18 protein-coding genes and 1 pseudogene are annotated in these 13,189 nt (G+C 65.3%); 11 read left to right on the top strand and 8 right to left on the bottom strand.

Features of this window, described 5'->3' with window-relative positions:
• Nucleotides 1-110: 110 nt before the first annotated feature.
• The 4 genes from minC to RPS27_RS26480 all read left to right on the top strand — a co-directional run bounded on the left by minC (nt 111) and on the right by RPS27_RS26480 (nt 2,315).
• Complete coding sequence (gene minC, locus RPS27_RS26495; RefSeq protein ID WP_212066642.1) at nt 111-809, top strand: septum site-determining protein MinC; 699 nt, start codon at nt 111-113, stop codon at nt 807-809.
• A 19-nt stretch (nt 810-828) separates the two neighbouring features.
• On the top strand, nt 829-1,644 hold the full coding sequence (gene minD / locus RPS27_RS26490; protein WP_194402351.1) for a septum site-determining protein MinD: 816 nt from the start codon (nt 829-831) through the stop codon (nt 1,642-1,644).
• Nucleotides 1,641-1,922 carry a cell division topological specificity factor MinE gene (minE, locus tag RPS27_RS26485; protein WP_097660833.1) on the top strand — a complete coding sequence of 94 codons (282 nt, stop codon included), beginning with the start codon at nt 1,641-1,643 and terminating at the stop codon, nt 1,920-1,922. Before minD ends, minE begins: the two co-directional genes overlap by 4 nt.
• 207 nt (nt 1,923-2,129) lie before the next feature.
• Nucleotides 2,130-2,315: a hypothetical protein gene (locus RPS27_RS26480; protein WP_194402350.1), complete on the top strand. Its 186-nt coding sequence runs from the start codon at nt 2,130-2,132 to the stop codon at nt 2,313-2,315.
• A gap of 19 nt (nt 2,316-2,334) precedes the next feature.
• On the opposite strand, the gene RPS27_RS26475 is transcribed toward RPS27_RS26480, so the two are convergent.
• A complete protein-coding gene (locus RPS27_RS26475) occupies nt 2,335-2,586 on the bottom strand; it encodes a hypothetical protein (RefSeq protein ID WP_212066243.1) in 252 nt (83 codons plus the stop codon).
• Nucleotides 2,587-2,694: 108 nt separating this feature from the next.
• Nucleotides 2,695-3,084 (bottom strand): hypothetical protein, encoded by a 390-nt coding sequence (locus RPS27_RS26470; protein ID WP_194402348.1) that lies wholly within the window; start codon nt 3,082-3,084, stop codon nt 2,695-2,697.
• Between the two features lie 130 nt (nt 3,085-3,214).
• Here RPS27_RS26470 and RPS27_RS26465 point away from each other — a divergent pair, with 130 nt between their 5' ends.
• The gene (locus RPS27_RS26465) at nt 3,215-4,000 is read left to right on the top strand and encodes an SDR family NAD(P)-dependent oxidoreductase (RefSeq protein ID WP_212066245.1); all 786 of its coding nucleotides are present in this window, start codon (nt 3,215-3,217) and stop codon (nt 3,998-4,000) included.
• Here RPS27_RS26465 and RPS27_RS26460 read toward each other — a convergent pair whose 3' ends face one another.
• Together RPS27_RS26460 and RPS27_RS26455 are read right to left on the bottom strand one after the other, a co-directional pair.
• Entirely contained in the window at nt 4,001-4,231 is a 231-nt protein-coding gene (locus tag RPS27_RS26460; RefSeq protein WP_194402346.1) for a DUF6894 family protein, read from the bottom strand.
• 387 nt (nt 4,232-4,618) lie between these two features.
• On the bottom strand, nt 4,619-5,677 hold the full coding sequence (locus RPS27_RS26455; RefSeq protein ID WP_212066247.1) for a hypothetical protein: 1,059 nt from the start codon (nt 5,675-5,677) through the stop codon (nt 4,619-4,621).
• A gap of 345 nt (nt 5,678-6,022) precedes the next feature.
• Here RPS27_RS26455 and RPS27_RS26450 point away from each other — a divergent pair, with 345 nt between their 5' ends.
• Nucleotides 6,023-6,643 carry a L,D-transpeptidase gene (locus RPS27_RS26450; protein ID WP_249131663.1) on the top strand — a complete coding sequence of 207 codons (621 nt, stop codon included), beginning with the start codon at nt 6,023-6,025 and terminating at the stop codon, nt 6,641-6,643.
• 47 nt (nt 6,644-6,690) lie between these two features.
• Here the strand turns inward: RPS27_RS26450 and RPS27_RS26445 are convergent, their stop codons facing one another.
• Nucleotides 6,691-7,122 (bottom strand): hypothetical protein, encoded by a 432-nt coding sequence (locus RPS27_RS26445; protein ID WP_194402344.1) that lies wholly within the window; start codon nt 7,120-7,122, stop codon nt 6,691-6,693.
• A 118-nt stretch (nt 7,123-7,240) separates the two neighbouring features.
• A complete protein-coding gene (locus RPS27_RS26440; protein WP_194402343.1) occupies nt 7,241-7,705 on the bottom strand; it encodes a MarR family winged helix-turn-helix transcriptional regulator in 465 nt (154 codons plus the stop codon).
• A 104-nt stretch (nt 7,706-7,809) separates the two neighbouring features.
• On the opposite strand from RPS27_RS26440, the gene RPS27_RS26435 reads away from it, so the two are divergent.
• The 5 genes and pseudogenes from RPS27_RS26435 (at nt 7,810) to RPS27_RS26415 (ending at nt 12,229) form a co-directional block, all read left to right on the top strand.
• Entirely contained in the window at nt 7,810-9,732 is a 1,923-nt protein-coding gene (locus RPS27_RS26435; protein WP_212066251.1) for an FAD-binding monooxygenase, read from the top strand.
• Nucleotides 9,733-9,888: 156 nt separating this feature from the next.
• Nucleotides 9,889-10,905 carry an SH3 domain-containing protein gene (locus RPS27_RS26430; RefSeq protein ID WP_212066253.1) on the top strand — a complete coding sequence of 339 codons (1,017 nt, stop codon included), beginning with the start codon at nt 9,889-9,891 and terminating at the stop codon, nt 10,903-10,905.
• A 194-nt stretch (nt 10,906-11,099) separates the two neighbouring features.
• Nucleotides 11,100-11,378 (top strand): hypothetical protein, encoded by a 279-nt coding sequence (locus tag RPS27_RS26425; protein ID WP_194402340.1) that lies wholly within the window; start codon nt 11,100-11,102, stop codon nt 11,376-11,378.
• 12 nt (nt 11,379-11,390) lie between these two features.
• A complete protein-coding gene (locus tag RPS27_RS26420; protein WP_249131665.1) occupies nt 11,391-11,825 on the top strand; it encodes a hypothetical protein in 435 nt (144 codons plus the stop codon).
• Nucleotides 11,826-11,908: 83 nt separating this feature from the next.
• Nucleotides 11,909-12,229: pseudogene (locus tag RPS27_RS26415) on the top strand (hypothetical protein).
• A gap of 14 nt (nt 12,230-12,243) precedes the next feature.
• On the opposite strand, the gene RPS27_RS26410 reads toward RPS27_RS26415, so the two are convergent.
• Both RPS27_RS26410 and RPS27_RS26405 read right to left on the bottom strand, forming a co-directional pair.
• Nucleotides 12,244-12,813, bottom strand: a complete 570-nt coding sequence (locus tag RPS27_RS26410; RefSeq protein ID WP_212066255.1) for a TetR/AcrR family transcriptional regulator — start codon at nt 12,811-12,813, stop codon at nt 12,244-12,246.
• Entirely contained in the window at nt 12,813-13,157 is a 345-nt protein-coding gene (locus RPS27_RS26405) for a DMT family transporter (RefSeq protein WP_194402337.1), read from the bottom strand. Before RPS27_RS26405 ends, RPS27_RS26410 begins: the two co-directional genes overlap by 1 nt.
• Between the last annotated feature and the right edge of the window lie 32 nt (nt 13,158-13,189).

Genomic DNA, 13,189 nt, shown 5'->3' with positions numbered 1-13,189 from the left:
AGCGGCTCCAACCTGCCCATCCCCCACGTATTCCCATGGAGAATTAACCGGCCGTTAACCATATTCGCCGCATCGTTAACCATTCAATAACAGGGAACGAGTCGGCCGTGATGGAGGCTGCAGTCAAACCTCAACGCCAAATGGTGCGCCTGCGCGGGCGCTCCTACGTGGCTTTCGTGTTTACGCCGACGGTTCCGGTCCAGGACTGGCTGCAGGAGATCGACACCACCATCGCGCGCTCGCCGGGATTCTTTGCCGGCCGGCCCGTGGTGATCGACCTGTCCTCGGTCGATCTCAGCCAGTCCGGCATCGGTCATCTGCTCACCAGCCTGCAGGACCGCAACATCCGCGTGCTCGGCATCGAGGGCGTTGAAGAGGCAAAGCTGACCCCGATGATGCCGCCGCTGCTGTCGGGCGGACGCAGCTGCGTGGTCGAGCCGAGCGCGCCGAAGAAACCCGAGACCAAGGTCGAGGCCAAGCCGACCTCGCTGCTGCTGGAAAACCCGGTGCGTTCGGGGCAGACCGTGATCTTCCCGGAAGGCGACGTCACCATCCTGGGGTCGGTCGGCTCCGGCGCGGAGGTGGTCGCCGGCGGCTCGATCCACGTCTACGGCGCGCTGCGCGGCCGCGCCATGGCGGGCGTGAACGGTCACACCAGCGCGCGCATCTATTGTCAGAAGATCGAAGCCGAACTGCTTGCGATCGATGGATTTTATCAGACCGCCGACGATATCGACGCCGCGCTCCGCGGCCGGCCTGCCCAAGCCTTCCTGCAAGGCAACACAATGCGAATTACCGCGCTGAACTGACCAGAAGGAGATTTCAGAGATGGCCAAGGTACTGGTCGTGACATCAGGCAAGGGGGGCGTCGGCAAGACTACGACGACCGCCGCACTGGGAGCGGCGCTGGCGCAACGCGGCGACAAGGTCGTCGTCGTCGATTTCGACGTCGGCCTGCGCAACCTCGACCTCGTGATGGGGGCTGAACGCCGCGTCGTGTTCGACCTCATCAACGTGGTGCAGGGCGTTGCGAAACTCCCGCAGGCGCTGATCAAGGACAAGCGGCTGGAGAACCTCTGGCTGCTGCCGGCCTCGCAGACCCGCGACAAGGATGCGCTGACGGAAGAGGGCGTCGGCAAGGTCATCGACGATCTGCGTGCCCGTTTCGACTGGGTGATCTGCGACAGCCCGGCCGGCATCGAGCGCGGCGCCTCCATGGCGATGCGCTTCGCCGACGAGGCCGTGATCGTGACAAATCCGGAAGTCTCCTCGGTGCGCGATTCCGACCGCATCATCGGCATGCTCGATTCCAAGACCGTGCGGGCCGAGAAGGGCGAGCGCGTCGAGAAGCATATTCTCATCACGCGCTATGATCCCTCTCGCGCTGCGCGCGGCGAGATGCTGACCATCGAGGACATCCTCGAGATCCTCGCAACACCCTTGCTCGGCATCATCCCCGAGAGCCAGGACGTGCTGCGTGCCTCCAACGTCGGCACGCCGGTGACGCTGTCGAATGCGGAAGGTGCTCCGGCGCGGGCCTATATCGACGCGGCGCGCCGGCTGTGCGGCGACACCGTGCCGATGCAGGTGCCGACCGAGCGCAAGGGCTTCATGGATCGCCTGCTGCGACGGAGGGCTGCATGAGCATGGGTCTGCTTCGGCTTCTCCGCGGCAACAAGGCCTCTGCACCCGTCGCTCGCGAACGGCTGCAGATCCTGCTTGCCCATGAACGCGGAATGCGTGGCCAGCCCGATCTGCTCGGCGTGCTGCGTGAGGAAATTCTCGCCGTCGTGTCCAAGCACGTGATGCTGGACCCGACCAAGGTCATCGTCCGGCTCGAGCGCGGCGACGAGGTCTCGACCCTCGAGGTCGATATCGAGGTGCCCAACGATTTCGAGCGCAAAAAAGTGGCGGTCGCGTAGGGGCACGCGGCCGACGACTCCCAGCTTTGGGGTGGGTGAAGGCGGTCCGCCGGGCATGGCGGGCCGCCTTTGTCGTTTGGGTACTCACATTCTCGGGGCCGCCGATGTGATCGACGGTAAGCGGAACGCCATCGGAGGCGAAATCGTTGTCAAAGACCGCGGGAGCGTCGAGCCAGACCCCGCGGCCTCATCAGACGGAGAGCGCCCATGATGTCCGAGGTCCAGGTCCACACCGTTGCGCGGCAGATGCTAGAACAGCACGGTTTTGCTGCGATCGCGAAGGCCGCCGAGCAGGCCCAGGCCTGCGAGGGCCGCGGCGAGGCCGACGAGGCCAAGGAATGGCGTCACATCGCCGACGCCATGAAGATCATGCGTGGGCCTCACCATAGCTGATTGCCGGACAGGAAGCGGTTCAGCGTTCCTCGCGGTCCGATCCCGGTGAGCGGGATCGATGCTGCGTTTGCGGCTGGCCGCGCTCGCCTGTCTCCTTGCACGGGAGCTGTTCCCACGATCCGTCCGGCGCCTGCTGATAGGCGCTGCACGATGACGACGAGGCCGTTTTGTCTTCGGCCTTTTGGGCGTCTGAATTCCTTGCCTGTGCCGGGCCGGCCAGCGCTGCGCTCACCGCGAGCACGCTGGCGACAATGAGATGCGTCAACCGCATGGGGGTTCTCCTGAGTGAAGAAGCCCGCATGCTGGCCGGGAATGTGACGATTGTTGGCCGAAACGCAGGTCCCGTCGCGGTGTGCTTAACGTTGCGAGCGCCAGCCTGTTAGCCGCCCTTGGCGCGGATCAGGCCGGCGAGGTTGGTCTTCTGGGCCTCGCACCAAGTGGGCATGCCGAGGCGGCGCTGGTTGAGATCGGTCGCCTGGGTCGCCACCGCAACCTCAGCCATCAAATCGTCATCCTGCTTCTCGCCCATCTTGCCGCCGGTGTGCATCCAGGCGATCGCCTTGCGCACTTTCTCGGTGGTGCCATCGGGCAGGTGCATCTGCTCCGCCTTCTGGACCAGGTCCTGGTAGACCACGTCCGTGCCCGGGCATTCGACCTTGGCGGCGAAGGCCTGCAGCACCAGGGTCACATAGGTCGAGCGTGGATGGTCCTCGGCTTGGGCCGGAGCGGCGATCAGCAACAGGCCGGCCATCAGGAAACCGTAGCGCATCCTTGGTATCTCCTCCATTTTTTGGGGAGGCTAGCGTCCGGCGGGCTGCTCCGCAATGGCGCCGGGTGCGAATTTGTCGCTTCCCGCTGCGGTGCGCTATCGTAGCCCGTATCCCGCCTCGGAGAGCGACATGAGCCTGTTCAGCACGCCGTTCGATCCCATTCGTGACAGGGCGCTCGTGACCGGCGCGGGCCATGGCATCGGCCGCGCGATCGCGCAGGCCTTGGTCGGCGAGGGCGTCCGGACCGTGTTCGCCGATGTGGACGCCGAGCGGGTGAGGACCGCGATCAGCGCCAGCGAGAAGCCTGAACTGGCGGTACCCTGGGTCGGCGATCTCGCCGAGCTGGAGGCGTGCGACGCACTGCTTGCCGTCGCGCATGCTGCCTTGGGCGAGATCACGCATTTCGTCCACAGTGCATCGCCGCCGCGGCGGGAGGCCGATCATGCGCTCGCGGTCGATCGCAGGACCTGGCAGCAGATGCATGCCGTCAATCTCGATGCCGGCTTTCACCTCGCGCGCGAGCTCGCAAAGCGGCTGATCGCGGCGAAGCGGCCGGGCTCGTTCCTGTTTCTCACCTCGCTGCATGCGGGCACGCCGCGCAACCTTCCGCATTATTCGACGGCGAAGGCGGGGATGGCGATGCTGGTGAAGGAGCTGGCCAAGACGTTCGGCCGCTACGGCATCCGCGTCAACGCGCTGGTGCCCGGTGCGATCGCGGCCGGCGGGTTCGTTGCGGATCCCGCGCTGGCGCGGCACATTCCGCTCGGGCGTCTCGGCGAGGCCGGCGACCTCGCACCGATGGCGCTCGCGGTGCTGTCGAACAAGCTTTCCGGTTACGTCACCGGCGCTGCCTTTGTCGTCGACGGCGGCTTGTCGCTGACCAACTGGTTCGAGCCGCCGGCATTCGACGAATAGTCAGCGCTGCCAGGCCGGCACCGGATCGAGCGGCGTGCGATAGAGCTCGTTGTCGTCACGATCGGTGACGCGCACCGCGCAACCCTTCTGCTGCAGCTCCGGCTTCACTTGCGACAGCTCGCATGCGAGTTGATCGGCGCGATCGGAGGCAACCTCGATATCTTCGAGAATGATTCCGCCCTGGTTTCTGAACTCTTCACCAACCACGAGATCGAAGGAGTAGTAAGGCATCCGAATTCCCCGATGTGACGACCCAGCTTCAAAAACAAGTCTTCAATGGAAATCTCGACACATCCGGGATGGTACCACTGAGTCGATATCTATCGAATGAACAGGTCGCGCAATCTCTGTGCTTATGGCGCAGAAATGATGTGCAGCATGTGGGGCCGTTAAGAGTTTATTAAATACGTGGCGCAATCATAAGGCATGGAATTGCAGCAGAACCGGGCTCCGGGAACCGGCAGCTGCAAGAGAAGGCCGCCGGCATAGCTCCCGACGGCCTTTTCTCTTGAGCGAAAAATAGCGCTTTTCCGTAATCGTCCGGACTCAACGCATCACATCGACTCGGACAGCGTACGCGATGTCGCGGCTGCGCACCGTGCTGTTTGTTGCGCGCGTCTAGCGCAACGGCATCGGCGGACGCACGACCGGTCCGTCGTCATCGGCAACGGCTTGCGTCGTAGTGACAGGTGCGGCCGGCGGCGGCATTGCGGCGGCTTGCGAAGGCGGCGGGGGAGGCGCGAGCGGCGCGGGCGAATAGGCGGGCATGTAGGTCCGCGACACCACTGGTTTCGGTTTATGAACTGCCGGCGGCGCCGGAGGCTTCGGCGGCAGCGCAGCAGCGCGTGCGCGCGGATCGACCGGCTTGGCCTCAGCGACCGGTTTTGGCGCGGGCGGCTTCGCCATCTCGCGCGCCATCTGCTCCTGTCCGGCCTTCAACTCGGCGATGTTGGCCTTGAGCTGCTCGATCTGCTGCGCCATTGCGGCAAGGTCGCGCGTCATCGATTGCACCGACTGCACTGCATCGGGCGGCGTTGCCGCAGGCATGGCTGTCGCGACCTGTGCCACGGGCGCCGTCGCGGTCGATTGATCGGTGGTGGTTTGATCGGTCGCCACTTGGCTTGCGGGCGGCACGGCTTGCTCCGCAGGCGCTGCGGCCTGCGCGGGCGCGACCGGCGCGGTCTGCGATGTGGAAGGCAGCAGCGACCTCAACGACGCTAGGGCAGGCGTCCATTCCGCGAGCATCTGTTTGGCCGTATCGCCGTGCTTCTCCCAGGCGATGGTGGCGGCCGCGCTGCCTCCCGCGAACAGAAACGTGACGAACGCACCGCGCAGCCATTTGCGCACCGCGGATCGCTTCGGCCGAGCATGGTCATCGCTCGCTGCGACGCGTACGGCCGTGTCGACCGACGGCGGTGCCGCCGTCTGCGGCTCCGAGACGGGCGCGAACCTCGGCTCCAGCGAGAGCCTGGGCTCCAGTGAGATTTTGGGTGGCGGCGCGAATTTCGGCTCCGGACGGGGCGTGACGTCAGGCGCCAGCGTGGGCGCAACGCTGACGGGGCGCGAGGCCAGTACAATGTCGGGCGAAATCTGAATCGCGTCGTGCGGATCGTTGTCCTTGACCGTGTCCTTCACGATCTCATCGACGATTTGCTTGGGGTTCAGCGTCGCGAGCATCGCCGCTCCTTTGAAGCACAGGCGTTGAAGCCCGGGTGTTAAGTCCTGGTCGTCCGCATTGGCGCGAGCCGATCTGTTGAGGTGAGCCCATCAATCCGATGCGCCCGGCTTGATGACCCCACGAGTCCAGCCGGATTTGACCAAAGCAAGGCGGGGGGATGGAGATGATGCGACGCTCTTCCGCCGTTTGTGGTGATGGAACCCAATTTTTCGAACACAAGCACGTGTTTCCCGTTGCCTTGTTTTCAGCACGATTTTGGCAACATCTGGCGATGCTGGGGGTGCTGCTATCCGCTACAGGGGCCGGCGGTGCCAAGATCTCTCATCGCTTTATTCGCTATCGCCATGCTGCCGCTGCTGGGCGGCTGCATGCAGACGACACTTTCACCATCGACCGACGCGAGCATGACGCCGCGCGACCGGCAGTTGCTCGCGCATACGCCGTACGCGCAGGCGAACGTGCCCGAGCAATATCTCCGTCACATCGTCGACTATCACCGCAAGGAGCAGCCCGGTACCATCCTGGTCGATACCGATGCGCGCTATCTCTATTACGTGCTGCCGGACGGCAAGGCTATCCGGTACGGCGTTGCGGTCGGCGAGGAAGCCATGGCGTTCTCGGGCGTGGCGCGGGTCGGCCGGCTGGCGGAATGGCCGGACTGGGTTCCGACGGCGGATATCCAGGCGCGGCTCGGACCGTATCCGGCACGTGTTCCCGGTGGACCCGCCAATCCGCTGGGGGCGCGCGGCATCTATCTCTATGCCGGCAACAAGGACACGCTCTATCGCATCCACGGCACCAACCAGCCCGAATATATCGGGCAGGCGATCTCGTCCGGCTGCATCCGGATGCGCAACGAGGACGTGATCGATCTGTACGACCGGGTGAAGCTCAATTCGACGGTCGTGGTGCTGCCGCCCGGACAGAGCGCGCGGGCCGAGACGGGCGGAAGCTGGCGCGGGTAAGCAGAGCTTACGCGCGTTCCGACGTTACGTGGGGGGCCGATCTCGCGCTAGTTCTCAGGCCGCGCGATCCGCCATTGCAGCGTCGTGGCGTTGCCATTGGCGTCGCCCGGCGCCTTGTCGGCGGGCGAGGTGTAGAGCGGACGGTACCGGTACGCCCACATCCTGCTGCCGTCGTTGCGGCTGATCACGGTGAAATCGCCGATGGCCTTGGCGTCGGCCGTTGCCGGCAGCGGCACCCAGCTCTCGGTGCACTTGCCGTTGCAGTTCGAGGTCTTTCCGGTGGTGTCGCGCTCGTAATAATAGAGCGTCATGCCCTTGAGATCGACGAGCTTGGGACCCTGCTTGGTGATGACCACCTTCGCGGGCGCAGTCGTCGCCTCCGGCTTCGGCGGAGGAGGTTCGCCGCCGCCATGGCCGTTCGCGAGCGCATGGCCGGTCGAGAGCGCGATGGCCGCGGCCGCAATGAGACACCTGAACATCCGAACCCCCGCCCTGCAAAGTTAATCGCGCGTTAATCGCAGAATGTTGCGGACCCTAGCAGGCGAAGGTTAGTTCCAGGTTTCGCGGACCTCGGACAATTGCAAATAGGGGTCCGTATCATACCGGACTATCGCGGAGCGGTGCGCGGCTCAAATCGTTGCCGGCGGCGATCGCCTTGCGCAGCAGCCGCATCAACTCTTCGCCCTCTTTCGCGCTGAGGCCACGCAGCATGATGCGCTGCGCCGATTCCACGGCCGGTGTGATCTTGCGCAGCGTGCGCCGGCCCTCGTCGGTGATCTCGAGCTCGCGGGCGCGGCGGTCCCGGCTGGAGGCGCGACGCTCGGCAAGGCCCTTCTGCACGAGGCGGTCGATCACGCCGGTGATGGTGGTGCGGTCATAGGCGATCAATCCTGCGAGCGTCACCTGGTCGAGCCCCGGATTGGCCTTGATGGTCGCGAGCGCGGCGTATTGCACCGGCGTCAGGTCGAACCCCGCATCCTCGACCTCGGCCAGGAACACCGCGACCGCAATCTGCTGGAACCGGCGCGCCAGATGCCCGGGCATCTCGTTGTTGTCTTTCACCGAATTCTCCTCCTCGGACTGGGACGGTCGGATCGTTGACAAGTATACTGATAGTCAGCATACTGAGCAATATCCAAACAGAACGTTCGCGGGGAGAGGTGCTCATGCAATTCCATCTCAATGGATTCCGGCCGGGCGACCCTGAAATTGCCGATCCCGCCGAGCGTGTTCAGGCGTCGGGCGCTGCGGGCGCCGTGCCTGACGAGGTCGATGTCCTCATCGTCGGCTGCGGGCCGGCCGGCCTCACGCTCGCCGCCCAGCTCGCGCAATTCCCCGACATCAAGACCTGCATCGTCGAGCAGAAGCCGGGCCGGCTGCTGGTCGGGCAGGCCGACGGCATCGCCTGCCGCACCATGGAGATGTTTCATGCCTACGGCTTCAGCGAGCGCGTGCTGAAGGAGGCCTATTGGGTCAACGAGACGACGTTCTGGAAGCCGGACGAACGGCTGCCCGAGACCATCATCCGCAGCGGCCGGGTGCAGGACGTCGAGGACGGGCTGTCTGAATTCCCGCACGTCATCCTCAACCAGGCGCGCATCCATGACGGCTTTCTCGACGTCATGCGCAAATCGCCGGCCAAGCTCGAGCCCCATTACAGCCGCCGTCTTCTCGACCTCCATGTCGATCCGGCCACGGGCCCTGGCGATCATGCCGTGACCGTGCGCCTCGAACGCTTCGATGCCGGGAACGAGGGCAAGGTCGAGACGGTCAAGGCGCGCTATGTGGTCGGCTGCGACGGCGCGCGCAGCACGGTGCGCAGGTCGATCGGGCGCGAGCTGCACGGCGATTCCGCCAACCACGCCTGGGGCGTGATGGACGTGCTGGCGGTGACGGATTTTCCGGACATCCGCTTCAAGTCGCTGATCCAGTCGGCGAAGGACGGCAGCCTGCTGATCATTCCGCGCGAGGGCGGTTACATGGTCCGCATCTATGTCGAGATCGCCAAGCTCGAGGTCGGCGAGCGCGTCGCGAACCGCAACATCACTGCCGACGACGTGATCGCCAAGGCGCAGCGGATCCTGAAGCCGCACACGCTCGAGGTGAAGGAGATCGCCTGGTGGTCGGTGTACGAGATCGGTCAGCGTCTGACCGACAAGTTCGACGACGTGCCGGACGCGGAGATCGCAACGCGCCTGCCGCGCATTTTCATCGCCGGCGATGCATGCCACACCCACAGCCCGAAGGCGGGGCAGGGCATGAACGTCTCGATGCAGGACGCCTTCAATCTCGGCTGGAAGCTCGCCGCCGTGCTGCGGAAGCAGTGTGCCCCACAGCTGTTGCATTCCTATTCGGCGGAGCGTCAAGCGGTCGCCAAGGAGCTGATCGATTTCGACCGCGAATGGGCGGGCATTCTTGCCTCCGCCGCCAAGGCCGGCGGCGCCGATGCCGCCAGGACCCAGGACTATTTCGTCCGGCACGGCCGCTACACCGCGGGCACGGCGACGCACTACAGGCCGTCACTCCTCACCGGTGCGGCGTCGCATCAACACCTCGCGCAAGGCCTCGTCATCGGCAAGCGCTTCCATTCCGCCCCGGTGATCCGGCTGGCTGACGCAAAGCCGGTGCATCTCGGCCATGCCGGGCAGGCCGATGGCCGCTTCCGGATCTACGCGTTTTCGCCCGCGGAAGATCCTGCCGCCGCAGGCTCGGCCATTCGCGCGCTCTGCAATTTCCTCACCGAGGCCAGGGATTCGCCGGTCAAGCGCTATACGCAAGGTGGCGCCGACATCGACAGTGTGATCGATCTTCGCGCGGTGTTTCAGCAGGATCATCGCGAGCTCGCCGTCGAGGCGATGCCGCCGCTGCTGCTCCCGCGTAAAGGGCGCTACGGCTTGGTCGACTACGAGAAGATGTTCTGCCCGGACCTCAAGAGCGGCCACGATATCTTCGCCATGCGCGGCATCGATCGCAAAGCCGGCTGCATGGTCGTGGTGCGGCCTGACCAGTATGTCGCGAACGTGCTTCCGCTCGACGACTTTGCCCGGCTTGCATCGTATTTCGACGCGTTCATGCTGCAGGTCGACTGACGGTCCGGCAGCGCGGATGACGCGTTGCGCCGATGAACGGCGGATGAATATTGAACCGCGAGCCGCCCGCGCTTCAATCTTTCGACGGGGGCGAGCCTCGCTGACGGAACGCCCGTTCCGCCAGCGCGTTCCGACTCGAAAGAGGAGGAATACGCCATGAAGTTCAGGAGCGTTTTGATTGCCGCATTGCTGCTCGCGCCAACAGCCGCACTGGCCGCGCCGGGCATCGTCACCGTCTCGACCGGCTTGCGCGCCGGACCGGGGCCGGGTTTTCCACTCGTCGACCGTGTCCCCGAGGGCGCCCGCGTCAACATCCATGGCTGCCTGCGCGGCAATGCCTGGTGCGACGTCAGCTTCTCCGACGATCGCGGCTGGGTGTCGTCGCAATATCTCGAATATCTCTATCGCAACCACTACGTCTATCTGCCCGACTATGTCGAGGAGATCGACGTGCCCGTCGTCCCGTTCGTGCTGACATCGTACTGGTCGAGCTACTATGCGGGGCGTCCCTGGTACCACCGCCACGCCTACTGGAATAATTACTGGAGCTCGCACCAGAGTGTCGCGACGCGAATGACGCTTGATCCGCGTGCCGCCCGGATCGGCCGCGCGGCGACACGCGATGCGGCGGTTGCTTTGGAACGGGAAGGCGTGCGGGGCAAGGGCAGCGCCGCGATCTCCGGACGTAACGCCGCGAATGCGCGGCCTGACGCTGCGATCGCGACGCGCGACGCTGCGAAACGCGATGCCGCTGTTGCCGCCGACCGGACGCGTGCCGGACGGAGCGAGCGCATCGCGCATGAGCGGATCCAAGCGCGGACCCAAGAGCGGACCCGAGAGCAGACGCAGACGCGCAATCCGCGCGATGTCCAGGCGCGCGTGATGCATGAACGGGCCGCGAGCCGCGCTGCGGTGCGCACCCAGCCGATGACACGCGCGCATGAAGCACCGCGTGTGTCCGCCGCTCCGGCTGCGCGGGCCGCGATGCCGCATGTCGCGCAGCCGAATGTGAGCCACGGCTCGCCCATGAATGCCCGTGCGCAGATGCCGGCGCCCCGTGCCGCTGCGCCTGCAATGCCGCACGGCGGTGGCGGCGCTCCGCACGTCAACGCCGCGCCTCGCGGCGGCGGTGCCCCGGCCGGCGTCCCCGGCGGCGGTCACCAGAAGCACTGAGAAGTCGCAAGGAAAGCGTCAAGTAAAGCTCCAAGGAAAGCCCGGCTCTCGCGCCGGGCTTTCTGCTGGATGGATCCGGGTTCCGTGCGCGTACAATTTAAGAAAGTTCTTCGCGGGCAGATTTCATCGATCGTAAGATGTGTACCCAAAGATGTAAGCATCCACTCGGGGCAGCGGGGCACGGGAGGATGATGATGAGACAGAGCCAGGCGGAGACGCGCCGCCAGAATGTCGCGAAGCGGTCGATGACCAAAGAGGCCAAGCAGCTGGCCGGTCTGATTGCGGGGTTGCGTGAATCCCTCGAAGGGATCCACAAGGAGCGGACGAGTGCGAAGCTCACCGGCGCCGAGATGGGCATGCTCGACGAGCGCCGTAATAATCTGCTGCTCACCATTGCAGCCCTCGATGACCGCCTCTCGGCGGTGCAGGGACTGATCGATCTCGGTCGCCCCCACATCATCCGCGTGCATTAGCGGAGCTCGGACATGGGACGACCGGTTCCGTCGCTGATGCGACGGACCGGCTTCCGGCCGCCGATTCAGCACGACATGAAGACGGCGCCGTGCCGTCGCAGGCGGCCAGCCTGCGAGGGGTGGAATCGCGTTCCCGTGGGCACGCGCGATGCCGAACGCCGGCGCCATGCCTGCGGATGGCACCAAATTGCCACGCTCCCGGCGAATTGCGGCCGCAGCCCGCTGCCACGAGGAGGTCGGGTGCAGGGCGACGCAAGGGGATGCGAATTGGCCTACAAGATGATCGCAGAACGCGACAACGAGAAATACAGTTTCGCCCGCGAGAGCCGGTTGCTTATCGTGGCGAAGGCAAAGGTGTGGGCGAGCGAAGGGTGGCGGGTCGTCGTCACCGACCAGGACGGCAAGGCCTATGCGCCGCCCGAATTCGATCATCTGTCGGCGGCGTGACCGACGGGCTTCGCTCGAAAACGCTCTGGGGCCGACATTTGATATCGCTGTTTGGACTGGGGCGCGAGCGGATCGTGCCCGTGATGAGTCTTGCAGCCGCCGCCGTTGTGACGGCGACGGTTGCGGCCGCACAAAATCTCGATGCCGGCAAGCCGCCTGCCAAGCTCTTCGCTGACGGCTGTGCGACCTGCCATCGCAGTCCGCGCGGCCTTGCCAAGGGGCGCTTCAGCCTGACGCTGTCCTAGTTCCTGAAGGACCATTACGCGACCAGCTCGGACTCCGCCAAGGTACTCGCCGCCTATCTGGAATCGGTCGACGAGCCCTCGCCACGCGCCGCGGCCAAGCCCGCGAAGAAGCCCGCACGATCCACCCCGCGTCAGCCCAAGCCGGTGCAGAGCCAGTAGGGCGTGCGGGGCGGCTATCCGCGCCGGTAGGTCTGCGCGAGCAGACGTGCGTGCACGGCGCGTAGCTCGGCGTTCATGCGCGTCTGTCCCGTCGTGACATAGGAAAGCCAGGCGCCGTCCGCGGCCAGGCGCACCATTTGCAGATCGGGCGAGCCGTCGGTGGTGTGATGACGCTTCAGGCGGGCCTTGATCCAGTCGTTCCAGAGCCGGCGCAGCGGCGGATCGGTGACGACGACCATGCTCAGCGCCGCCCATGGGGTCGTAAAGCCGAAGGTTCTGCCGGTGAATACCGCATTCACATAGGCGCGTGTAAAACTGCCGCGCGGCTTGGGATCGTTCTCGATCGCAGCGTCGATCTCGGCGTCGACGCGGGCAAGCAGATCGGCGAACAGGCCTTCGATCAACGCCTGCTTGCTGCCGAAGTGGTGGAACAGCCCGCCCTTGGTGACGCCGGCCGCCGCGGCGACTGCCTGCACCGTGATGCCGGCGACGCCATGGTCCATGGCGATCGCAGCGGCATGGTCGAGCAGGGCGCGCCGGACCTGCTCCGGCTGCTTGGCGCGGGTGTAGCGGTTTTCCGGCATCAATGCGCCGTGGTCTGCGAGAACAGGTTGATGACCACGACCCCTGAGACGATCAGTGCGATGCCGACGAAGGCCGCGGCGTCCAGCATCTGACGAAACAGCACGAAGGAGACAGCGGCGGTCAGGATGATGCCGACCCCGCCCCAGATCGCATAGGCGATGCTCAAGGGGATGACGCGGATCGCGACCGACAGCGCGTAGAACGAGGCGACATAGCACAGCACCATGGCCAGCGTCGGCCACGGGCGGGTGAACTGCGCGGATTGCTGCAGGAAGGCCGATGCCGTGACCTCGAGAATGATGGCGAGGGCGAGCATTGCGTAGGCGTTGAAGGCGGGGGTCATGGTCAGCTCGGAAAAAAGATACCGCGCGGTTG

The organism is Bradyrhizobium sp. WYCCWR 12699 (assembly GCF_032144035.1).
In the GTDB taxonomy this organism is placed as follows: domain Bacteria; phylum Pseudomonadota; class Alphaproteobacteria; order Rhizobiales; family Xanthobacteraceae; genus Bradyrhizobium.
This window is presented reverse-complemented; position numbering and strand designations above follow the sequence as displayed.